We start from the raw sequence: 21392 nt of genomic DNA, 5'->3' as shown, positions 1-21392 counted from the left end.
TCGGTTGCAGAGAAACTTATACAGCGCGCCGAATTCGCTGCCGCTTCGTATAATTTTTCTTGATATTAAAATGCTGCTGTCAGTGTTATCGCCGCTTCGCTTAATTAACCTTTTGTCGGCAGAGGTGACGCTCGGGTGGGGGCGGCAGAGTTGCAGTGCTAGTGTTTTGTCAATGCCCAATGGTCGGGCTATAAGCAACTATGAAAGATGAACGGGAGCAACAGCCATGACTGAGAAACATCGAAGCGAGCACTCTTTCGCCGATGATCCGCAAAAGATCAAAGGCGCAGGCAAAAAAGGTGACCCCACGGCCAACGTCAAGCTGGATCGAGCGGAGAAGGCGCGCGTTGGCGGGCAACATAGCCACGGCGGTAGCCGAGCGGGCAAGGGTGATTGACGCGGCGTGCCCTTTGGCGCCTCAACCCGCCGCGGTTTCCTCAAGCAACAGCGCGGTCACCCGTGACAAGGCCGAGCGGGCACCGTGCTGCTTGAGGGCCTGATTGAACACAGCCAGTTGCCGGTCGGCGCTGGTGCCCTCGGCGATGAGGTTGCTGGCGTGTTCGAACAGCAAGGGCATACGCAACTGCCTGGCCGTTTCGGCAAATTGCAGTTGAGCCATCCCTAACCATTGTTCAGCGGTGCACTCGGTGCCGCTGCCCGGCACGATGAACCTGCCATGGATACCAAAGCGTTTGGCGCGCCAGTGGTTCTCTTCAAGTATCGCCCGAGCGCGCAGGTCATAAGTCGCGCCGGGTTGCGCTTGTTCCATGGCGTGGGTGACCAGTACGCGGAACAATCCGGCGAGCGTCAGCGCATCCTCCACCCGCGGGCAGGCGTCGGTCATGCGTAACTCAAGCGTCGGGTAACGCACGGCGGGACGGATGCCCCACCAGCATTCGCTCGGTTGATGAATCGTGCCGATCTCGCTGAGAAACGCGATGTGCCCGTCGTAGTCGCACTGATCGGCAAACATCGGCGGCACGCCCATGCGCGGCCACTCGCCGCAGGCCACTTGTCGATAACTCATGAAACCGCTGTCGGCGCCGTCCCACAGCGCAGAGGAACAACTCAACGCCAGCAGCAGCGGCGTCCACGGCAACACTTGGTTCATTACCCGGATGCGATCGAACGGCGGCGGCACTTCGACGTGCACGTGCAGGCCCGACAGCACGCTGCGCCGCGCGACGTGGCCGTAGTCCTGAAACAGCTGGATAAAGTGCGCTTCGGCGGTGGGCACCTGATCGCGCCAATCGGCCAGCGGATGACTGCCCGCGCAAAGCAGCCCGAGCCCGAAAGGCTCAAGTGCTGCGCTCAGGGTCTGGCGTGCGCGGCGCAGATAGTCGCTGGCCTGACTGAAATCGGTGAACACTGGTGAGGCCACTTCAATCTGGCCCTGAAACATCTCGCTGGCGAATGCGTCTCCCATGGCCGCCTTGCACGCCTCAATCGCCTCGGCTGGAGGACGGCCGACCATCTCGCGGCTGTGCAGGTCGGTGATGAAATATTCTTCTTCGATACCGAATCGTGGATCGCTCATGGGAGGGCTCGCAAGGCTGGAGGGCAGGGCAATGGCGGTCAGTGATAGTCATTACCGGCAATGGCGCGCAGGTAGGCCTGATCCGCCTCGATGCGCAAATCGCGCCACTCGCTCCAGGTGACGATGCCGCGCCGATCCATTTCATCGCACTGACGCAGCAACTCTTCGTGATAGCGGTCCGGGCACTCCATGCGCAGGGCCTGATCGTCCAGGGTCTGGTGCCAGGTGTCGAGCGCCTGCAAGCGCGTAACCTGGGCCGCCGTGAGCAGATGTTTGAAGGCATTCATGGTGTCGGCTCCTGGGGTGTTTTCACTGGGAGCCGCGCGCCTCGTCAGTGGTTCAAAGCAAGTGACCAGGCGCAGCGGAGCGGGCCGTTTCGCTTGTTCGGCAGTTCCAACCATTTGTCTTGAAGCGTGATTTTTTTTGAAATTTCCTCAGCGCCCGTGCTTCACAACAGGGTAGGCCGTTGTTTAACCGTGGACAGCGCCGCGCTCAACTCAAGACTGAGGAGATTTGTCATGTTTCTACATAACAAGCGACTTCAATACACCGTTCGTGTTGCCGAGCCCAACCCGGGCCTGGCCAACCTGCTGCTTGAACAGTTCGGCGGTGCGCAAGGCGAACTGGCGGCGGCATCGCGCTATTTCACCCAGGCCCTGTCCGAAGACGATCCGGGACGCAAGGATTTGCTGATGGACATCGCCACCGAAGAACTCAGCCATCTGGAGGTCATCGGTTCGATCATCGTCATGCTCAACAAGGGCGCCAAAGGCCGGATGGCCGAGGGTGTGGAGGAGGAAGGTGAGCTGTATCGCTCGCTCAACGGCGCGGGCAACGATTCGCACATCACCAGCCTGCTCTATGGCGCCGGCTCGCCACTGACCAACTCGGCTGGCGTGCCTTGGACGGCGGCCTACATCGACACGATTGGCGAGCCTACCGCGGACATGCGTTCCAACATTGCCGCTGAAGCACGGGCGAAGATTGTTTATGAGCGCTTGATGAACGTGACGGATGACCCGGGCGTGAAAGAAGCCTTGGGTTTTCTCATGACCCGGGAAATCGCTCACCAGTTGTCGTTCGAAAAAGCCCTGCATGCGATCCAGCCCAACTTCCCTCAAGGCAAGCTGCCCGGCATGCCTGAATTCACCAACGTTTACTTCAACATGTCGCAAGGCACCGAAAGCATGCGCGGCCCATGGAACCAGGGCGATGATTGGGAATTTGTCGAAAACCCAACACCGGCCGTCGATGGCGGAGACGGGTTGGCCACGGTGCAACTGGACAGCGCTGACGAGGCGCTGCTGGAAAACATGAAAATGCGGACCATGTCCGACCCCAACAGCGAGCCGGTCACCGGTGCGGATCTGGGTTCCGGCACACAGGCCAAACCCGCCCTGTGACCACGCTGAAACCGCAGGCATCGCTGCGGTGTGCCGGGCGCGTCGGCACAAGCGGGCGCCCCGGCCGATCACTGTGAACTCATCAAGAAGAGGATTCGATAATGGCTACTCCACAGGAAAACCTGCTCGACTGGTTGCGTGACGCCCACGCCATGGAGCAACAGGCTGAGCAGATGCTCAAGGCGCAATCCAAGCGTCTGGAACATTATCCGCAGCTCAAGGCGCGCATCGACCAGCACATCGAGGAAACCCTGGGCCAGCAGAAACTGATCGACGAATGCCTGCAACGTCTGGGCGGTGAGGCGTCGACCATGAAGGACCTGGGCGGCAAACTCATGGCCTTCGGTCAGGCAGTCGGCGGCACCTTGATGAGCGATGAAGTGATCAAGGGCGCCATGGCCGGATACGTTTTCGAGAACATGGAAATCGCCAGCTACACCGTGCTGATCGCCGCGGCGCAAGCGGCGGGCGATACCCAGACGCAAAAGGCCTGCGAGACGATTCTGCCGCAGGAAGTCGCCATGGCGCAGTGGTTGCTCGATCATCTGCCGCAACTCACCGAAGCGTTCCTGCAACGCTCGGCCGATCCCGACAAGGAAGCCAAGAAGTAACGTTGTACCCTGGCGTCCGTTCCCCCCGGGACGGACGCCGCCCCCTTTCTCAACGGCTGTCGCGCGGTTGCCGCTCGATAACCTCCGGTTGTAAATCGCCACAACGGTCCAGGTGATAGCGCTGCAAATCACGGGCGAGAATCAAGTGACCGTGATAGTGGGCCGCCGCTTCCTGACGAACGTCTTCAATCGACGGACTCAACGCCGGATTGGCCTGGTAGCGCGCACTGAAATGCGTCAACACCAGATTACGCACGCCCACGGTTTCGGCGAAGCCGGCAATCGCGGCGGCGCTGCTGTGCCCGTAGCTGGCGCGGGTGCGGTCGATGGCCGCTTGCACGAACGTCGCTTCGTGCACCAGCACATCGGCGCCCACGGCCACTTTGGCAAGGCGTTCCGGCTGGTCGTTATCACCGCAGACAATGATCCGTCGCGCCGGCCGCGCGCTGAGCAAATAGTCTTGCGCACGCAACCAGCGCCCGGCGTATTCGACATCCTGACCATGGGCCAGTTGGCCCCAGAGCGGCCCGCGCTCGATCCCGTCGGCGGCCAGCCGCTGTACATCCAGACGCGGCTCGGGATCAGTCTCGGTGAAGACATACCCGTGGCACGGCACACGATGGGACAGCTCGACGGTGGTCACCTGCACGTTGCGATGGCGCCAGTCGCCAAGGGTCTCGACGGCGTGCAGGTGGATGTCGAACGGCAGGTGCGAGTGGGTGACGGCGAGGCTGAGCCGCAGCCATGGGTGCAGCGCGGCCGGCAGGATCACGTCCAGCGGCCGGGTACGCCCGGACATGCCGGCGCTGGCCAGCAAGCCCGGTAAACCGAGGCAGTGATCAGCATGCACATGGGTAATGAAAACGGCGCGCAACTCGCTGAGCGATAACGGTGTGCGCAGCACTTGATGCTGGGTGCCTTCCCCGCAATCGATCAGGTACCAGCCCTTGCCCGCGGCTTCGAGCAGGGCGGTGGCGCTGACGTTGCGCTGGCGTGTCGGAACGCCGGCAGAGGTGCCAAGAAACAACAAGTCCACGTCGGTTCTCCATGAAGGGGGGCGGGTGATGCTTGCGCCAACAGCGGCGTGGCGGTGTTTCTGCAAGCGTCTGTCTGCCGTTCGACAACCCGGGCGCCTGTTCGGATCAACACAACATCCATTATCCGACGACGATGCAGGTCGCGGGGCGACCAGCGGTTTCGCCTGTAACGCCAGCAAGCGGCACTCCGGCTGCCGCTTGCGGTCACAACGACACGTGAGCGATATACAAGGAGATTGCCTTGCGCAAACAGCCAAAGCCGGTTCTGAACAGTGCCGATGTGGCCAGTCTTTCGCACAACAGAAAAGGCCTGTTCTTCGCGGCAGTGCAAGTCAGCCGCACGGCCATGATTGTCACCGATCCCGGGCAACCGGATAACCCCATCGTGTTCGCCAATGAGGCGTTCGCCGAGCTGACGGGCTTCGCTCAGGACGAGGTGGTGGGGCGCAACTGTCGCTTTCTGCAGGGTGAGCAAACCGACAGGGCGGTGTTGCAGCGGGTCCGGGAGGCCCTGGAAAACCAGCATGAAATCTGCGTCGAAGTGCTCAACTACCGCAAGGATGGCTCGACGTTCTGGAACGAACTGTTCATAACGCCGATATTCAACGAACACGGCAAACTGGTGTATTTCTTCGCGTCGCAACTGGACGTCAGCCGCCGCCGCGATGCCGAGAACGGCTTGCGCTACGTGCAGAGCATGGAAGCGCTGGGGCAACTGACGGGCGGCATCGCCCACGACTTCAACAACTTGCTGCAGGTCATGATCGGCTACATCGACTTGATCCAGCACACCGCCAAACGCCCGAGCGCCGACCCGCAACGCATCGTCATGGGCGCCGGCCACGCACGCGCCGCTGCTGAAAAGGCCCGGCTGCTGACGCAACACCTGCTGGCGTTTTCGCGCCGGCAACGGCTCGAAGGCCGGGTGATCAACCTCAACGCCTTGCTCGAACGAGCAGCCGTCGCCGGCCTGGACGCGCCTGAGCTGGAGCCGTGTTTCGACTTTGCCGGCGATCTGTGGAACTGCCGTCTCGACCCGGCCCAGACCGAGATGGCGTTGAACCATTTGCTGTCGAATGCGCAGGACTCGTTGCACGGCCACAGCCAGCCATTAATCACGGTGCAGACCCGCAACGTCACGGTGTCGACGCCAGTGTACGACGAGCAAAATCCGGGCCTCGCCCCGGGGCGCTACGTCAGCATCGCGGTGATTGATAACGGCGTCGGGATCCCGCACGAGGATCTCGACAAGGTGATGACGCCGTTCTTTACCACCAAGGAAGAAGGCAGCGGTCGTGGTCTCGGCCTGTCGATGGTCTATGGTTTCGCCAAGCAATCCGGCGGGGTCGCGCGCATTGAGTCGACGCCGGGCGTGGGCACCGCGGTGCGGTTGTATTTCCCTGCCGATGACAGTCAGGTCTGGGTCGAAGATCAGATGCTCGACGGCGCAAGGCTGAGCGGCAGCGAGCGCATCCTGATTGTCGAGGACCGCAAAGAGGTCGCGGAGCTGGCCGAAGTGATGCTTGCCGATTACGGCTATCGCAGCGTCATTGTCCACGACGCCGCCGAGGCGCTGGCACTGCTACAAACCACGCGCTTCGATCTGGTGTTCAGCGATCTGGTCATGCCCGGGTCGATGAATGGCGCGGCCCTGGCCCGTGAAATCGATCGCTTGTACCCCGCGACGCGCATCCTGCTTACCTCAGGCTATTCGCAAGACTCGCTGGAGCGCAGCGAAGTTGGCGGCGAGGAGTTCGAGCTGATCGCCAAACCCTACCGTCCCGGTGAACTGGCGCGAAAAATTCGCGCGGTGCTCGACGCTCCGAACAAGCCCGGCTGAATTTTTGCCGTTGATCCGGCCCTAACTTCTGAGCGCTCGGGACAGGCCCGAGGCATCACGCAAGGAGTCAAGGCATGTCGCAGACCCCGACGGACCCGGCACGGGCCGCGCACCGTGCAGAGGAACACGAAGATACCCAGGCGTTGTTGCAGCGCTTGCTGATGGCGCGCGGCCCCGGGGGCCAGGAAGACGAGGTGCGGGCGATCTGCCAGGCGCACCTGATGCGCTATTGCGACCAGACCTGGACCGATCCGGCCGGCAACGTCATCGGCCTGCTCAAGGGCCATCAGCCCGACCCGGAGTCCCGGCAGGCGGTGCGCATCATGGGGCACATGGACGAGATCGCCATGGTGGTCAAACGTGTCGAGCCTGATGGCACGTTGCGCGTGGTTGCGCTCGGCGGTGCGAACCCGGTGAATTTCGGTGTCTGTCCTGTCGATATCCTCGGTGACAACCAGACGCTTGCCGGTGTGTTGTCGTTTGGCTCGATGCACGCGACCACGGGTTCGCCGCAAGGCCAGGATGTCATGAGCGGCGCGGTGCAATGGAAGGACGTGCATGTCATCACCCGCAGCGATCCGCAGGCCTTGCACCGGATGGGCGTGCGCCCCGGCACGCGGGTGGTTCTGAGCCAGCATTGGCGCGTGCCGTTTCGTGTCGGTGATGCGCTTGCCGCGCACTTTCTCGACGACCGGGCGCCGGTGCTCGCCATGCTGCAAGCCGTCGCGCAATTGAGCCAGCGCCGTGAGCCGTTGCCGTTCGATGCGTTTTTTGTGTTCACCACCCTGGAAGAAGAGAGCAACGCCGGCGCGATGTACGCCGCCGCGCATTTACCGGGAGACACGACAATCGCCGTCGAGGTGGGCCCGGTCATGAGCGAGTACGGCACGCAGCTGAGCGTCGATCCGATCATCGATACCGGCGATCAGAAGGGCTACTACTCGCGAGAGGTGGTGATGGCGCTGGCCGATGCCGCCAGACGTTGCGGCTACGCGCCACAGTTCGCGTTATTGGTGGATTTCGCCTCCGACGCCAGTGCAGTCATGAGCGCCGGGATCAGCGCGCATGCCGGGTGCCTGGCGATACCGACGGAAAACACCCACGGTTTCGAGCTGGTGGTGGACGGCGCAATCGAAGCCTGCGCGGCGACGTTGGTGGCGTATCTGACTTCGGTGCAAAGCGACGCGGCAGGTTAGGGCTGCGTGGTGCCTGATTCTGCGCTTTTTGGCTGTCCGTGTATCGCTGATAACCGATTTGCAGTCCGGCGAGTGCAAACTGGGCGAGCGTGCAGTGGAACGAGTATTGGCCCGCGTTTGCAGGTAATCTTTCGCGTCATCGACAAAAACAAAACATACAACAGGAGTCACTGATGCAACCGATTCGTCTCGGTCTGGTCGGCTACGGCAAGATTGCCCAGGATCAACACGTCCCCGCCATTCTCGCCAACCCGGCGTTCCGCTTGGTGTCCGTCGCCACTCAAGGCCAGCCTTGCCCCGGGGTGGAGAATTTCCAGTCACTGGGCGAATTGCTCGATAACGGCCCGGCAGTCGATGCGATCGCCTTCTGCACGCCACCGCAAGGACGCTTCGCGCTGGTCCGGCAAGCGCTGGCGGCGGGCAAGCACGTGCTGGTGGAAAAACCACCTTGCGCCACTTTGGGGGAGGCCATGGCTTTGGTCGATCAGGTTGCGCAGCAAGGTGTCAGCGGCCTGTTTGCCTGGCATTCACGTTACGCGCCGGGCATTGCTGCTGCCCGTGACTGGCTCGCGACGCGCACCTTGCAAAGCGTGCAGATCGACTGGAAGGAAGACGTGCGCAAATGGCACCCCGGCCAGGCCTGGATCTGGCAGCCCGGTGGGCTGGGCGTATTCGATCCGGGCATCAATGCCTTGTCGATTGCCACGCACCTGCTGGCGCTGCCGCTGTTCGTCGCTGCTGCCGAACTGCGCGTGCCGAGCAACTGCCAGTCGCCGATTGCCGCTTCGATCAAAATGTCCGACGCGCAACAACTGGACGTTCGTGCCGAGTTCGACTTTGACCACGGTCACGACGAACTCTGGAGCATCGAGATTCGTTGCCTTGAGGGCGTCCTGCGCCTGGACAACGGTGGTGCGCTGTTGAGCATCGACGGGGTGCGTCAGACCGTCTCGGAAGAAGGCGAGTACGCGGCGGTGTACCGTCATTTCCAGCAACTGATCGGCAACAAGGCCAGCGATCTGGATCTGCAACCGTTGCGCCTGGTGGCGGACAGTTTCTTTGTCGGCAGCCGCGAGCCGGTTGCGCCGTTTTACGACTGACAGGGTTGGGTAGAGGGCGGCGAGGGCGTAAACGCTTTCGCCGGCCACACCTGTTCGCTGGCCCTGCAAGCTTGAGCGCATTCGTCGCAGGGCACTGATTGAATTCGAACTCCGGCGCGGCAGGCGCCTCCATTCAAGTGAGGCGTTCGCGCTCCTCGCGCGAGACCGTAATCAGATCGGAGATTTCGACATGGACACTGATGAAAATGAAAACAGCGACGTGCCACTGCCGCCTGACGATGAGGCACCCGTCGACGAAGACATGGCGGATGTAGACGCGACCAATTCGGTGGCAACCGAGCATCCAAAGCCTGAATGATCGCTCGCTGCGGGCACTGGGCTTACTACTGCGGTGAATGAGCCGGTCTCTTCGTGAGCAGGCTCACTCCCACAGGGATTTTGGCGGGTGATCAGGATGTGCGCCGCGCCGACGGACCTGTGGGAGCGGGCGGTCAGTTCCTTCTCCCCGCCGGCCGCGGCTAGGGTGAAGGGTTTTCCCTGGTATTCTGATGCAGTTCTGTCACCGACATCGTGAAGACCAGTTTCGACCGCCCGAGGTTGGCATACCCATGCGCCACGTCCGTCCGCGCTACCGCCGAACATCCAGGTCCGACAATCAGTTCAGCATCGCCCACCTTCAAATGCAGCGTGCCTTTCTCGACATGAAAAAGCTCTGTGGTGCCATGCGGATGCCCGGCTGAAGAGAACGACTCGCCGGGAAACAGCTCCCAGCGCCACAACTCAAGCATGTTCGGGCCGCTGGTGCCAGCGAGCAGTCGCGCCGATCCGCCCAGCTCACCGGTCCACAGCGTCGGAATGTCCTGACTGTCGATCAGGTGCGCTGACGGCGTATCGGCGACGTTGACGAAGTCCGCCACGGACAGCCCCAGCGCCGCCGCGATTTTGCACAGGGTCGCGATGCTCGGATTGGCCGAGCCTTTCTCGATCTCGACCACCATGCCTTTGCTCACGCCGGAGCGCCGCGACAGTTCGTCGAGCGTGATGCTCTGTTGTTTGCGCGCCTGTTTGAGCGTGCGGGAAACCGCGGCGCTGACGGTCTGGACATCGGCGCCGGCCTCGGTCGATATATTGACTTTATTGGTCATTGATCGCTAGCATCTTTGCAAATTCAGGTATGAGGGGGATTCTGGGATGCTGTCTGTCGTGCCGTCAATCGATCCGGCTGTTGCGCAACTGGCGCCGGGGTTCAGAGCGCTGAGCATTGTCGTGCAGGCTGCGCCGATTACTCAGGCTTATGTGGCGGGTGAAGCCCTGGCCAAAGCCTGCCAGAGTGTCGCCGCCGGTGGTCCGGCGTGGGCGCCTGCGCACTTGCAGGCTTGGGCCGACGTGTTCCGCCAGTTCGGCGCCAAGCCGCAGCGTACGCCCTGTTCGGCCGAAGCGCTGCGCAAGCGTGTGCTACGTGACGGCAACTTGCCGAGCATCGATCCGGTGGTCGATTTGTACAACGCCATCAGCCTCGAGTACGCGATTCCCGTGGGTGGCGAGAACGCTGAAGCTTACGTCGGCTCGCCGCGCCTGGTCGTCGCCGATGGCAGCGAGCCGTTCGATACGATGAAAGAAGGCCAGCCTGCGCATGAATTCCCGGACGCTGGCGAAGTGGTCTGGCGCGACGATCAGGGCGTGACCTGCCGGCGCTGGAACTGGCGCCAGGGCGTGCGAACCCGCCTCGATGCGCAGGCGCAGCAGATGTGGTTCATCCTCGAAAGCCTGCCGGCCATGCCGCTGGAAGCGCTGACCGAAGCCGGCGACAAGCTCATCGAAGGGTTGCAGCAGATGATGCCCGGCGCGGAAATCGAAAGCATGCTGATCGGGCCGGGGGCGCGTTAGGTCAAGTGGCGTGCGAACCCGTTTCGTCAGCAGCAACGCGATTCCCCGTGGGAGCGGGCTTGCCCGCGAAGGCGGCGGCATATTCAACATCTTTGCTGTCTGACCCACCGCTTTCGCGAGCAGGCTCACTCCTACAATGGTCCGTGTCGACCATTGATTTGGTGGTGCCACAAAACCCCTGTGGGAGCGGGCTTGCCCGCGAAGGCGGCGGCACATCCAACATCTTTATTGACTGACCCACCGCTTTCGCGAGCAGGCTCACTCCTACAATGGTCCGTGTTGACCATGATTTGGTGTGCCACAAAACCTTGTGGGAGCGGGCTTGCCCGCGAAGGCGGCGGCATATTCAGCGCCTTTATTGACTGACCCACCGCTTTCGCGAGCAAGCCCCACAATGTTCCGTGTTGACCATGATTTCGTGGTGCCACAAAACCCTGTGGGAGTGGGCTTGCCCGCGAAGGCGGCGGCACATCCAACATCCTTGCTGACTGACCCACCGCTTTCGCGAGCAAGCCCGCTCCCACAAATTTACGCTTGGCCTCAGTAAGGGCTAGCCGTCGGGCGCACGATCAGTTCGCTGACGTCGACGTCCGCCGGTTGTTCGACGGCGTAGGCAATCGCGCGGGCGATGGCTTCGGCGGGGATGGCGATCTTGCGGAAGGACTGCATTTCAGCGCGGCCGCTTTCGTCGGAAATGCTGTCGGCCAGTTCCGATTCGGTCACGCCCGGGGCGATGACGGTCACACGGATATCGCCGCCGACTTCCTGGCGCAAGCCTTCGGAAATGGCCCGGACCGCGTACTTGGTCGCGCAGTACACCGCAGCGGTGGGGCTGACGGCATAGGCGCCGATCGAGGCGATGTTGATGATCTGCCCGGCGCGCTGGCGCTGCATCAACGGCAGGGTGGCGGCGATGCCGTGGAGCACGCCACGGATGTTGACGTCGATCATGCGGTTCCACTCATCGACCTTCAGCGCGTCCAGCCGCGACAAGGGCATCACGCCAGCGTTGTTGACCAGCACATCGACGCGGCCGTAGTGCTCGACGGCATAATCGACAAAGCGCTGCACATCCTGCTGATCGGTGACATCCAGCGCCCGGAACTGCGCGTGGCCACCGGCGCTGTTGATCTCTTCAGCAATCACTGCCAGACGCTCTGTGCGCCGCGCGCCCAGCACGACTTTGGCGCCACGGCTGGCGAGCAGGCGCGCGGTGGCTTCGCCGATGCCGCTGCTGGCGCCGGTAATCACGATCACTTTGTCTTGAATGTTCAGCATGATGTCATCCTCTTCAGTGTGCCCGGGAGTGGGCTTGAAAGAAGATTAAGCGGCCTGACTCATGCCTTATTAATCGATTCCTCCACGGCATTTGCCCAATTCTGCTGCATCGCTTTCAAGCACTGCGCGGTGCGTCGCGATAGGCGCTGGGGGTGACGCCGACTTCGCGGCGGAACACTTGAGAGAAGTGGCTGGGGCTGGAATAGCCGACCTCCAGGCCAATGTCGATCACGTTGCGCGCAGTCTCTACCAACAGCTGCCGAGCGCGGCCCATGCGCAGGCGGATGAAGTATTGCGAGGGCGATAAACCGGTCGCGCGTTTGAAGGAGCGGCTGAAATGGTAGTCGCTCAGCTCAGCGATGCCGGCTAAATGACTGAGGCTGAAATTTTCAGCCAGATTCACGTTCATGGCTTCGATCACCCGGCGCAGTTTGTAGGCGGGCAGGGCGTTGTCGCGACGGGGGTTGCTGTCCGGGTCTAGATAATGACGCAGCAGATGAATCGCCAACGCCTGGGCCAGACTGTGCACCAACAGTGCGCTGGGCTGGCGCTGCTCGGTCAGTTCGATGCGCAGTTGGTTGAGAATAAAACTGACCTGCTCGTCACGCGCGCCGGACACATCGACAAACGTCACCGCGCCGGCCTGCTCGCCGAACGCTTCCCAGGCCGCTTGTTCGATCAGGCCCAGGCCGAGGTAAAGGTGCATCACTTCGAAGACTTCGCAGTCTTCGGTCTGCCAGCGCATTTCGTAGGGTTCGCGGGTGTTGGTCAGGAAAAAATCGCCCGCCGTGACCCGGCTCGCCTGCCATTCGCCACCCAATGAACGTTCCTCGACCCGTGCGGTGCCGGCCAATACCAAAACCAGCAGCGGTTCGGCCACGCAGGGCACGCGGATCGGCTCAAGCAAAGTCTGATGGCGGAACAACTGCACCACCGCATCCTTGATCTGCGGCCGGGGCGTGGTTGTTTCCGCGACACCGGGCAAGTGCGCCGGCATGGCTTCGGCAGCGATGCGTGCGGGTTGGCTGACTGTCGGTGTTGCAGGACTGGAAGAGGGCACAGGACGCTCCATGAAAAGCTTCGGCTGCGGAAGATTTTTGAAGGTTAGGGCGGTTGAAAAACAAACGCCAGCGCAAAACTCCGACAGTCCCGGCAAGCACCCGAAAGCCCGGCACCGGGTATTGCGCGACAGTGAAGCCGTGTTGACGACAGCGCCGTATCGGCGCCACACCGATTCGCTATCGAGGAAAAAAACCATGACTGATATCAACCACACCCTGCCACAAGAAGTCGCCGGTAAAGTCGCGTTGGTCACTGGCGCGGCCAGTGGCATCGGCAAGGCGATTGCGCTGATGCTGCATGCCCGCGGCGCCAAGGTGATCGCCGAAGACCGCAACCCGGCCGTCGAAGCACTGGCCCGTCCCGGTCTGGTGCCGCTGGTGGCGGACATTACCGAAGATGGCGCCGCCGAACGCGCGGTGGGCCTGGCCGTCAAGCAATTTGGGCGGCTGGATATTCTGGTCAACAATGCCGGGATCATCATCAACAAAGCAGTGATCGACATGAGCCGCGAGGACTGGGAAAAAATCCAGGCGGTCAACGCCACGGCAGCCTTCCTGCACTGCCGCGAAGCGGTCAAGGCGATGATCCCGAACAAGTCCGGAGCCATCGTCAATATCGCCTCCTATGCCTCGTACTTCGCGTTCCCGACCATTGCCGCCTACACCGCCTCGAAAGGTGCGCTGGCGCAATTGACCCGCACGCTGGCGCTGGAAGTCATCGAACACGGCATTCGTGTGAATGCCATTGGCGTCGGCGATGTGGTGACCAATATCCTCAATGATGTGGTCGAGGACGGCCCGGGATTCCTTGCGCAGCACGGCGAGGCGGCGCCCATCGGTCGTGCCGCACAACCGGAGGAAATCGCCGAGATCGTGACTTTTCTCGCCTCCGAGCGTGCCAGCTTCATAGTCGGCTCGGTGGTCATGGCCGATGGCGGCATGACGGTGACGGCGGGCTGATCGCCGCGCAAAAAGCCTTGGGAGCGTGAAGTCGCGCTTCCGAGGCTCTTACGCAGAATCAGGCAAATCTGCAGCATCTTTGATCTAGCCGCCGCTTGGTAAAACTGGCTAATCTTCATCCGCAGTTGACCCACCATCGTCTGCTTTCGAGGCCCTTTGCATGGATAACCACGACGCTTCCATCCTCCACGACACGGCGGTGTATCGCGCCGAGCTGGTGCGCCTGCTGACCCAGCGTTTCGACGCGCCGGGCACCTACGAAACCGCGATTGCGCCGCTGCACGTGATCCGTCTCGATGGACCGTCCGAGTTGATCCATGTCGTGCATCGTCCGGCGCTGTGCCTGATCGTGCAGGGGCGCAAGGAAGTCGGGCTGGGTGACGAACGCTTTCTGTACGACCCGCTGAATTATCTGGTGGTGTCGGTGACGTTACCGGTGTCGGGCCGGGTGATCGAAGCCTCGCCCGAGGCGCCGTACTTTTGCGTGCGGCTGGATTTCGATCCGGCGCAACTGACGCAACTGATTGCCGAATCGCCGCTGACCGGCATCCCGCAGGAAACCGGACGCGGGATGTTTCTCGACAAGATCGATGTAACCCTGCTCGACACCATGCTGCGTCTGGTGCGTCTGCTGGATAACCCGCGCGACATCGGCATGCTCGCGCCGATGGCGTTGCGCGAGCTGTATTACCGCCTGCTGCGTGGTCAGCATGGGCACTTGCTCTACGAAATCGCCGTCAGCGATTCACAGACCCATCGGGTCACACGGGCTATCGACTGGCTGAATAAACATTTCACCGAGCCGCTGCGCATCGACGCCCTGGCGCAGGTGGCCAGCCTGAGCAACTCGGCGCTGCACCATCGCTTCAAAGCCGTGACGGCCATGAGTCCGCTGCAGTATCAAAAGCAGTTGCGTTTGCAGGAGGCGCGGCGGCTGATCATCAACGAAGGGCTGGACGTGTCGAGCGCCTGCTATCGCGTCGGCTACGAAAGTGCGTCGCAGTTCAGTCGCGAATACAACCGCCAGTTCGGTTGCCCGCCGTCGAAGGAACTCAGCCGGTTGCGCCAGACCGGTTGATCGCCGCTACGTTGAGGTGCGGATTCAGAACGTCGGTGTGTACTTCACGCTAAACATCACATTGCGCGGATCGCCGAAGTTGTTGTTGCCGTTAAGCTGGTTGTAAGCGGCGGTGTAGTAGCGCTTGTCAAACAGGTTGTTGGCGTTCAGTGCCAGGCCGATTTCTTCGCTCAACTGGTAGCCCAGACGAGCACTCCATACTGTGTAGCCGGCAACGTCATAGGTGTGTTCATAACCGAGCGTATGGCTCTGGGTGGTAAAACCCAGCCCTGTGCTGACACGGTTCCAGTCACCGCTCCATTGGTAATCGCCCCATACCCGCAACATATGCTTGGGCGTCCAGGTGCTGAAGACTTTGCCTTCGTTGGCCGGGTCGTCAAGGTACTGGGTGGTGTTGTAGGTGTAGCCGGCGAACAGTTGCAGGCCCGTCAACACTTCGCCGCTGACTTCTGCTTCGATGCCCTGGCTGCGCACCTTGCCGGCGGCGGTGGAGCAATACCAGCCGTCGCAGGCCATACCCGAGGCCAGGTCGTTGACCGCACGGTTTTCCTGGTCGTAACGGAACAACGCCAGCGAGGTGTTGACGCGGCCATCAAGCAATTCGCCTTTGAGACCCACTTCGTAGTTGCTGCCGACCACCGGTTTTAGTGTCTGGCCACCTGCATCGCGATTGGTCTGCGGTTCGAACACATCGGTGTAACTGGCATATACCGCCCATTCGCGACTCAAGTCGTAGACGATGCCGGCGTAGGGCGTAACCACGCCGGTTTCCTTGGCGGTACTGTCAGGGGCGGGGGTGACGACATCGCTGAATGCCATCCGGGTTGCCGACTGATAGCTGAAGTCATATCCGCTGACCCGTGACCCGAGAACCAGCGTCAATGGCTCGATCGGTTTGACTCGCCAGCTGCCATATAGGCCTTTTTGCCTGATCTCGTACTGGCTCGGCGTGGCGCGGCCGCCCGGGGTATTGAGCAAGCCTTCATAGCTGATGGACGGGCGGTCGTGGTTAATGTCGAAGATCGTGTCAGTGGCGCTGTTATTGAAGGTACGGGCGAATTTATCGTCGGAGGTGTATTTGGCGTAGTTGCCGCCAATCATGACTTCATGAGCCATGGACAGCGCTTCGAAGTGGCCGATGAGGTTCATGTCCAGACCGAGCTTGCTCGCGTCGAAATCCGTGACGAAGTCGGCGTATTGAATGCCGCTGCCGTCGGCCTTGAGGCCATTGCCGCTGGTTTGCAGCCGCTGGTTTCTGCCCTGGTTGGTTTCGCTCATGTGCACCGCGCCGGTCTTGAAGGTCCAGTCGTCGTTGAATCGGTGCTCCAGATCGGCATACAGCGTTGTCACCTCGATGTCTTGATGGTTCCAGCGTGCGCCGGTATAGGTCGAGCGTGGCACGTTCACAGGCTTGCCATCGCTGTAGCGGGGCAGGCCGCGGATCATCGGGCGGGACTCATTATCGGAATGGCTGACGGCCAGGCCAAGGGTCGTATCGTCGCGCAGGTCCATATCGAGCGCGCCGTAGAGCGAATGGGTTTTGCTCCATTCGTAATCGATGAACGACTGGCTCTGGTCTTCGTCGGCGACGAAACGCCCGCGCACCGTGCCGCTCTGGTTAAGCGGCCCGCCCGCATCCAGTTGCAGGCCGTAATGGTCCCACGAACCGGCCTTGGCGGTGACGGTAACGGTCGGCGCGTTTTGCCCGCGCTTGCGCACCAGATTGATTGCGCCGCCCGGGCTGCCAGCGCCTTGCAACAAGCCTGAGGCGCCGCGCAGCACTTCCATGCGGTCGAAAAAAATCAGGTCCTGGGTCGCCCAATTGCCCAAGGCGTAAGTGTTGCGCGGGATCGGCACGCCGTCGTATTGCCAGTCATCGATCTGAAAGCCGCGCGAGGTGAGGATCATGCCTTGGCCGACACCCTGAACGCCGACCAGGCCGGTGGTCTTGTTGGCCGCGTCTTTGAGATCGGTGAGGTCCTGATCGTCCATTTGCTTGCGGGTCATCACCGTGACCGATTGCGGAATTTCCTTGAGCGTGTGCGTGCCTTTGCCGAGGGTAACGGCCCGTGCGGCGTACGAGCCGGAGTGTTCGGTGGTGGCGTCGTAGCTGCGTTCGACGATAGTCGTCGCACCCAGTTGCAGCACATCGCTGGCGGCCACCGGTTCGACGCTGAAGTTACCTTGCCCGGTGATGCGCAGTTGCAGGCCGCTACCTGCCAGCGCCTGTTCCAGCGCCTGCTGCGCCGGCATCCGGCCGATCACCGCGGGCGCTTGCTTGCCTTGTACCAGCGCAGGCTCCAGCGAAATGATCTGCCCGCTCTGGGCGGCAATCGCATTGAGCGTGCGCGCGAGCGGGCCGGCCGGCAGGTTGAAACTCAGCTCCTGGGCCTGTACAGGGCTCACTAGAGCAGCTAGGGCGACGGATACGCAGAGGGAACGGGGCCACGTGTTGAGCACAACAATCTCCTGATTATGTGGAAGTGTCAGGAGATAGGTGCGATGAGAAATGAAAACCGGACACGAACAGGAATGATTTTCATCAAAACGTTATTTCCGGTCACTTTTTGCTGATCAACGTCAGCCAGGGCCCGTAGTGATCGACACGAATCGGCAGGGTTTCGGTCAAGGCGACAAACGACCGGTCGGCGTCGTCCAGCGGGAACACACCTTGTACGCGTAACCCGCGAATCTCCGGTGCCACACGCACGAGACCGCGACGGTAAGGGCGCAAGGCATCGACCACCTGCTCGAGGGATTCGTCCAGCACACTCAATCGCCCGTTCAACCATTCGACACGGTTGCGCTGATCGTCGCCCGCCAGTTTGAGACTGCCGGGGTAGAGCAGCGCTGCCTGGCCCTCTTTGACTACCTGCGTGGTGCCGTCGAAGAGCCGCGCCTGGACCGAATGCTGCAAGACCACCAGGCGACTGGCGTCGGGCTCCTGCGCGACCAGAAAGCGCGTGCCCAGTGCGCGCATTTCGCCTTGGGCGGTGCGCACGATCAGCGGCCTTTGCGGATCGGGTGCGACATCGATCACCAGTTCGCCATAGCGCAAAATGACCAGTCGCTGTCTGTCGTCGAAACGCAGGTCCACAGCACTTTGAGCGTTCAGGCTCAGGTGACTGCCGTCTGCCAGATCGAAGGTCTGACGCTGGCCGCGTCCGGTGTGCAAGTCAGCCAGCAGCGACTCGCCGAATCGACTGCGGGCACCGAGCCACAGACCGCCGCCGACCAAACCCAGCCCGGCGAACACGCGCAAGACGTCGCGCCGCGAAGTGTGCGGTTGCAACAAGACGTGTCGGGCTTCGCTGGCCTGTCCAGGCAAGCGCCGATCCAGCGCGCGCACGGTGCTTAATGACGGGCCAAGCCGCTCCTGCAGGTTTTTCCAGGCCTGGCCGTGAGCCTCGTTCAGTGCCAGCCAGGCGTCGAAGCGTGCCTGTAGCGCGGCATCCGGTGTGCCGGCGTTGAGCTTGACCATCCAGTCCAGGGCTTGCTCAATCACCGGGTCCAGGCGCGGCTTGCTCATGGTTGCACGTCGCTCAGGTAGCATTGGCGCAGGGCCTGTTTCATATAGCGGCTGACGGTACGCTCCGACAGTCCGAGTTTCTGCGCAATCGCGACGTAACTCATACCGTCCAGCTGGCTATAGAGGAACGTTGCTTTGACCAACCTCGGCAATCCGTCGAGCGCGCGGTCGATGGCGACCAGTGCTTCCATCAGTTGCAGTTGTTCTTCCGGGGAGGGCGCGAGTGCCTCGGGCAGGGCGGACAGGCGCTCGAGGTAAGCCAGTTGCAGTTTGCGCCGCCGGTGACGATCGAAGATCAACCGGCGCGCGATGGTCGACAGGTAAGCGCGCGGTTGCGCAATGGTGTCGGGATCGACCCGCGCGGCCAGCAATTGGCAAAAGGTATCGGCGGCGGTGTCCTCGGCGTCGGCACGATTGCCCAGATGCCGGTTGATGTGCTGAAGCAGCCAGCGATGATGATCGCTGAAGAAGAAACCCAGCTTGCTGGACGGAGAAGATGGCACTGGCGGGCTTTCCAGATGTTAGTGAGAATCTGTCTCAATACTACCGGGGAGCCACGCAACGGCGCAATCAGTCTGTCGCCGGACGGGTCGTTATCCTCGGTGTCCCGCCCAGTCGTCGCGAAATCCCAACAGAAAATCGACAAACGCCCGCACCCGCTGCGGCACATAGCGGCCGTGCGGGTAGAGCAAGGTATACGGCCGCGAACGCCCGGCGTACGGCTGCAGCACTTCAACCAGCCGGCCATCGGCCAGTTCCTGCTCGACGATAAACCGGTAAGTTTGAAAAAGCCCAGCGCCGTGTTTGGCCAGGGTGACGCCGCCGAGCACATCGTCGGAGCAGGAATAACCACCGTCCGAAACCACTTCACGATCCCGACCGTTTTCCTGAAACAGCCAGGAAATCCGCCGGCCACTGCTGGGCAATTCGAACTGGATGCACTCATGCGCGATGAGTTCGTCGAGGGTTTGCGGGGTGCCGGCCTTTTGCAAATACCCGGGGGAGGCGACCACCACCAGGCTGGCGTCTTCCAGTAGCCGCGCGATCAGGGTCGAGTCTGGTTGTGCGCGCACGCGGATCGCCAGGTCATAGCCTTCTTCGACGAAGTCGATATTGCGATTGCCCAAGTGCACGTCGACCGTGACCTCTGGGTACAACGCACGAAATGTCGGCAGCAGCGGCAGGATGCGGTGATGACCGTAAGTGGTCGGCAGGCTGATGCGCAATCGCCCTGACGGCGAGGTTTGCGCGCCCATGACTTCCTGCTGGGCTTCGACCAGTTGGGTCAGGGCCTGGCTGCATTGCTCGAAGAAGGTGCGGCCGGCGTCGGTCAAGCGAATGCTGCGGGTGGTTCGGGCAAACAATCGCGAACCCAGGCGTTGCTCCAGACGCAGAATCGACCGGCTCACCGCCGCAGGCGTGACCCCGGCCAGTTGCGCGGCGGCGGTGAAGCTGCCGGCTTCGGCGGCCAGGCAAAACAGTTCGATACTGCCTAACTGCAAGTCTTCAAAATGGCGTTTCATTGTGGCTCGCACCAAGGATCGACGGACGTTCATCCTCTGTGTACCACAACGAACGATACCGCCGGTACACACCGGCGGTATGGCAGGGTTTCGATCAATGACCGGCGCTCTGGCCACCGTCGACGTGGAGGATCTCGCCAGTGACGAAATTCGCGCTGTCCAGGTAGAGAATCGCTTGCACGATATCGTCAATCTCACCCATGTGGCCGACCGGGTGCAGGCTGCCCAGCGCCTGATGGGTTTCTTCGGCATGCATCGGCGTTTTGATGATGCCCGGCGACACCGCGTTGACCCGAATACCGCGCTTGGCGTACTCGATGGCCAGGGATTTGGTCGCCGCGTTGATGCCGCCCTTGGTCAGCGAGGCGAGCACCGACGGTACGCCATCAATTGCATGGTCGACCAGGCTGGTGGTCACGCTGACAACGTGGCCGCTGCCGTGCTTTTCCATCTCGCCGACGGCCAATTGCGAGATGTAGAAAAAGCCGCTCATGTTGGTCGCCACGACCTGTGCATAGTCCGCTTGGCTGTAGGCGGTAAATGGCTTGGCCAGAAAGATCCCGGCATTGTTGATCAGCGTATCGACGCGACCGAAGCGGGCCACGGCGGCGCGAATCACCCGCTCGGCCGTTTGTGGATCGGCGATGTCACCGGCGACGGTCAGAACGTCCGGGTCACTCGATTCTTTGATCGAACGCGAGGTTGCGACCACTTGATGGCCGAGAGCGCGAAATGCTGCAACCAGACCTGCACCAATGCCTTGCGAGGCGCCGGTGATGACAACGACTTTTTTGGATGTGCTCATGATGGTTTCCTCAAGGATATAAAGCGTTAAAGGCCGGACAAGTCTTTGCGGTATTGGGTGGTGGTCATGCCGGCATAACCCCAGTTATCGGTGTCCACTTCGTCGATGACGATGTGCGTGAGCTTCGGGTCCTTGTTGAGCACGCGCTCCAGGGTCTCGGTGAATTCCTTGATCACCTGGGCTTTCTGTTCGGCGGTGACGCCGTCGCGGGTGATGCGTACGTTGATGAAAGGCATGGGAAGTCGCTCCAATCGCTGACCCGTCGGGATGGCGGGTGGCTGTTGGAGTGAACTTTAGGAAGTTGCGGCGAGTTGATAAATGGGGGCTGGGGTACATCATTTGTACTGTGGTGTATCTAATGGGCTGCACCCCCAAGCCTGCCTTTGTAGGAGTGAGCTTGCTCGCGAAAGGGCCGGCACATCCAACATCGATGTCGCCTGACACTCCGCCTTCGCGGGCAAGCCCGCTCCCACAGGGTTTTGCATTCATTCACACATCTGCCATCTAGCGCAGATCCACTGTGGGAGCGGGCTTGCTCGCGAAAGGGCCGGCACATCCAGCATCAGTGTCGTCTGACACTCCGCCT

The 21392-nt window shown here is 61.6% G+C and carries 22 protein-coding genes; 10 read left to right on the top strand and 12 right to left on the bottom strand.

The features are described from left to right. Nucleotides 1-226: 226 nt before the first annotated feature. Nucleotides 227-397 carry a general stress protein gene (locus tag HU765_RS05715; protein ID WP_186547941.1) on the top strand — a complete coding sequence of 57 codons (171 nt, stop codon included), beginning with the start codon at nt 227-229 and terminating at the stop codon, nt 395-397. A 21-nt stretch (nt 398-418) separates the two neighbouring features. On the opposite strand, the gene HU765_RS05710 is transcribed toward HU765_RS05715, so the two are convergent. Continuing rightward, entirely contained in the window at nt 419-1537 is a 1119-nt protein-coding gene (locus HU765_RS05710; protein WP_186619356.1) for a carboxylate-amine ligase, read from the bottom strand. 38 nt (nt 1538-1575) lie between these two features. After that, nucleotides 1576-1824 (bottom strand): hypothetical protein, encoded by a 249-nt coding sequence (locus HU765_RS05705; protein WP_186619355.1) that lies wholly within the window; start codon nt 1822-1824, stop codon nt 1576-1578. Nucleotides 1825-2055: 231 nt separating this feature from the next. Between HU765_RS05705 and HU765_RS05700 the strand changes: the two genes are divergently transcribed. Both HU765_RS05700 and HU765_RS05695 read left to right on the top strand, forming a co-directional pair. After that, a complete protein-coding gene (locus tag HU765_RS05700; protein ID WP_186547935.1) occupies nt 2056-2940 on the top strand; it encodes a manganese catalase family protein in 885 nt (294 codons plus the stop codon). A 101-nt stretch (nt 2941-3041) separates the two neighbouring features. Next, the gene (locus HU765_RS05695; protein WP_186547933.1) at nt 3042-3551 is read left to right on the top strand and encodes a ferritin-like domain-containing protein; all 510 of its coding nucleotides are present in this window, start codon (nt 3042-3044) and stop codon (nt 3549-3551) included. Nucleotides 3552-3600: 49 nt separating this feature from the next. On the opposite strand, the gene HU765_RS05690 is transcribed toward HU765_RS05695, so the two are convergent. Continuing rightward, nucleotides 3601-4587 carry a ribonuclease Z gene (locus HU765_RS05690; RefSeq protein WP_186619354.1) on the bottom strand — a complete coding sequence of 329 codons (987 nt, stop codon included), beginning with the start codon at nt 4585-4587 and terminating at the stop codon, nt 3601-3603. 242 nt (nt 4588-4829) lie between these two features. Here HU765_RS05690 and HU765_RS05685 point away from each other — a divergent pair, with 242 nt between their 5' ends. From HU765_RS05685 to HU765_RS26995, 4 genes are all read left to right on the top strand, one after another. Then, entirely contained in the window at nt 4830-6428 is a 1599-nt protein-coding gene (locus tag HU765_RS05685) for a histidine kinase famiy protein (RefSeq protein WP_186619353.1), read from the top strand. 161 nt (nt 6429-6589) lie between these two features. Then, nucleotides 6590-7624, top strand: coding sequence for a M20/M25/M40 family metallo-hydrolase (locus tag HU765_RS05680; protein WP_238344652.1), 1035 nt, complete (start codon nt 6590-6592; stop codon nt 7622-7624). A gap of 173 nt (nt 7625-7797) precedes the next feature. Further along, nucleotides 7798-8724, top strand: coding sequence for a Gfo/Idh/MocA family oxidoreductase (locus HU765_RS05675; RefSeq protein WP_186619351.1), 927 nt, complete (start codon nt 7798-7800; stop codon nt 8722-8724). Between the two features lie 190 nt (nt 8725-8914). Further along, complete coding sequence (locus HU765_RS26995; RefSeq protein ID WP_264082156.1) at nt 8915-9043, top strand: hypothetical protein; 129 nt, start codon at nt 8915-8917, stop codon at nt 9041-9043. 160 nt (nt 9044-9203) lie between these two features. Here the strand turns inward: HU765_RS26995 and HU765_RS05670 are convergent, their stop codons facing one another. Further along, complete coding sequence (locus HU765_RS05670; RefSeq protein ID WP_186619350.1) at nt 9204-9830, bottom strand: XRE family transcriptional regulator; 627 nt, start codon at nt 9828-9830, stop codon at nt 9204-9206. Nucleotides 9831-9876: 46 nt separating this feature from the next. Between HU765_RS05670 and HU765_RS05665 the strand changes: the two genes are divergently transcribed. Further along, on the top strand, nt 9877-10572 hold the full coding sequence (locus HU765_RS05665) for a B3/4 domain-containing protein (protein WP_186619349.1): 696 nt from the start codon (nt 9877-9879) through the stop codon (nt 10570-10572). A gap of 540 nt (nt 10573-11112) precedes the next feature. Here HU765_RS05665 and HU765_RS05660 read toward each other — a convergent pair. Then, entirely contained in the window at nt 11113-11850 is a 738-nt protein-coding gene (locus HU765_RS05660; protein ID WP_186619348.1) for an SDR family oxidoreductase, read from the bottom strand. 115 nt (nt 11851-11965) lie between these two features. Continuing rightward, nucleotides 11966-12847 carry an AraC family transcriptional regulator gene (locus HU765_RS05655; protein WP_186619451.1) on the bottom strand — a complete coding sequence of 294 codons (882 nt, stop codon included), beginning with the start codon at nt 12845-12847 and terminating at the stop codon, nt 11966-11968. 259 nt (nt 12848-13106) lie between these two features. Between HU765_RS05655 and HU765_RS05650 the strand changes: the two genes are divergently transcribed. Next, nucleotides 13107-13871, top strand: coding sequence for an SDR family oxidoreductase (locus HU765_RS05650; RefSeq protein ID WP_186619347.1), 765 nt, complete (start codon nt 13107-13109; stop codon nt 13869-13871). A 160-nt stretch (nt 13872-14031) separates the two neighbouring features. After that, a complete protein-coding gene (locus HU765_RS05645; RefSeq protein ID WP_186547914.1) occupies nt 14032-14949 on the top strand; it encodes an AraC family transcriptional regulator in 918 nt (305 codons plus the stop codon). A 24-nt stretch (nt 14950-14973) separates the two neighbouring features. Here the strand turns inward: HU765_RS05645 and HU765_RS05640 are convergent, their stop codons facing one another. From HU765_RS05640 to HU765_RS05615, 6 genes are all read right to left on the bottom strand, one after another. Continuing rightward, nucleotides 14974-17409, bottom strand: a complete 2436-nt coding sequence (locus HU765_RS05640; RefSeq protein ID WP_186619346.1) for a TonB-dependent siderophore receptor — start codon at nt 17407-17409, stop codon at nt 14974-14976. Nucleotides 17410-17509: 100 nt separating this feature from the next. Next, nucleotides 17510-18478, bottom strand: coding sequence for a FecR family protein (locus HU765_RS05635; protein WP_186619345.1), 969 nt, complete (start codon nt 18476-18478; stop codon nt 17510-17512). Next, nucleotides 18475-18981, bottom strand: coding sequence for a sigma-70 family RNA polymerase sigma factor (locus tag HU765_RS05630; protein WP_186547908.1), 507 nt, complete (start codon nt 18979-18981; stop codon nt 18475-18477). The genes HU765_RS05635 and HU765_RS05630 overlap by 4 nt, the downstream gene beginning before the upstream one ends. 90 nt (nt 18982-19071) lie before the next feature. Beyond that, on the bottom strand, nt 19072-20001 hold the full coding sequence (locus HU765_RS05625) for a LysR family transcriptional regulator (protein ID WP_186619344.1): 930 nt from the start codon (nt 19999-20001) through the stop codon (nt 19072-19074). 94 nt (nt 20002-20095) lie between these two features. Further along, complete coding sequence (locus tag HU765_RS05620; protein WP_186619343.1) at nt 20096-20806, bottom strand: SDR family oxidoreductase; 711 nt, start codon at nt 20804-20806, stop codon at nt 20096-20098. Nucleotides 20807-20832: 26 nt separating this feature from the next. Beyond that, nucleotides 20833-21042 (bottom strand): 4-oxalocrotonate tautomerase family protein, encoded by a 210-nt coding sequence (locus HU765_RS05615; RefSeq protein WP_186619342.1) that lies wholly within the window; start codon nt 21040-21042, stop codon nt 20833-20835. Between the last annotated feature and the right edge of the window lie 350 nt (nt 21043-21392).

It is taken from the genome of Pseudomonas sp. SWRI81 (assembly GCF_014268545.1).
Taxonomy (GTDB): Bacteria; Pseudomonadota; Gammaproteobacteria; order Pseudomonadales; family Pseudomonadaceae; genus Aquipseudomonas; species Aquipseudomonas hamedanensis.
Note: the sequence above shows the minus strand (reverse complement) of the source record. Positions and strands in the feature narration are given on the sequence as shown.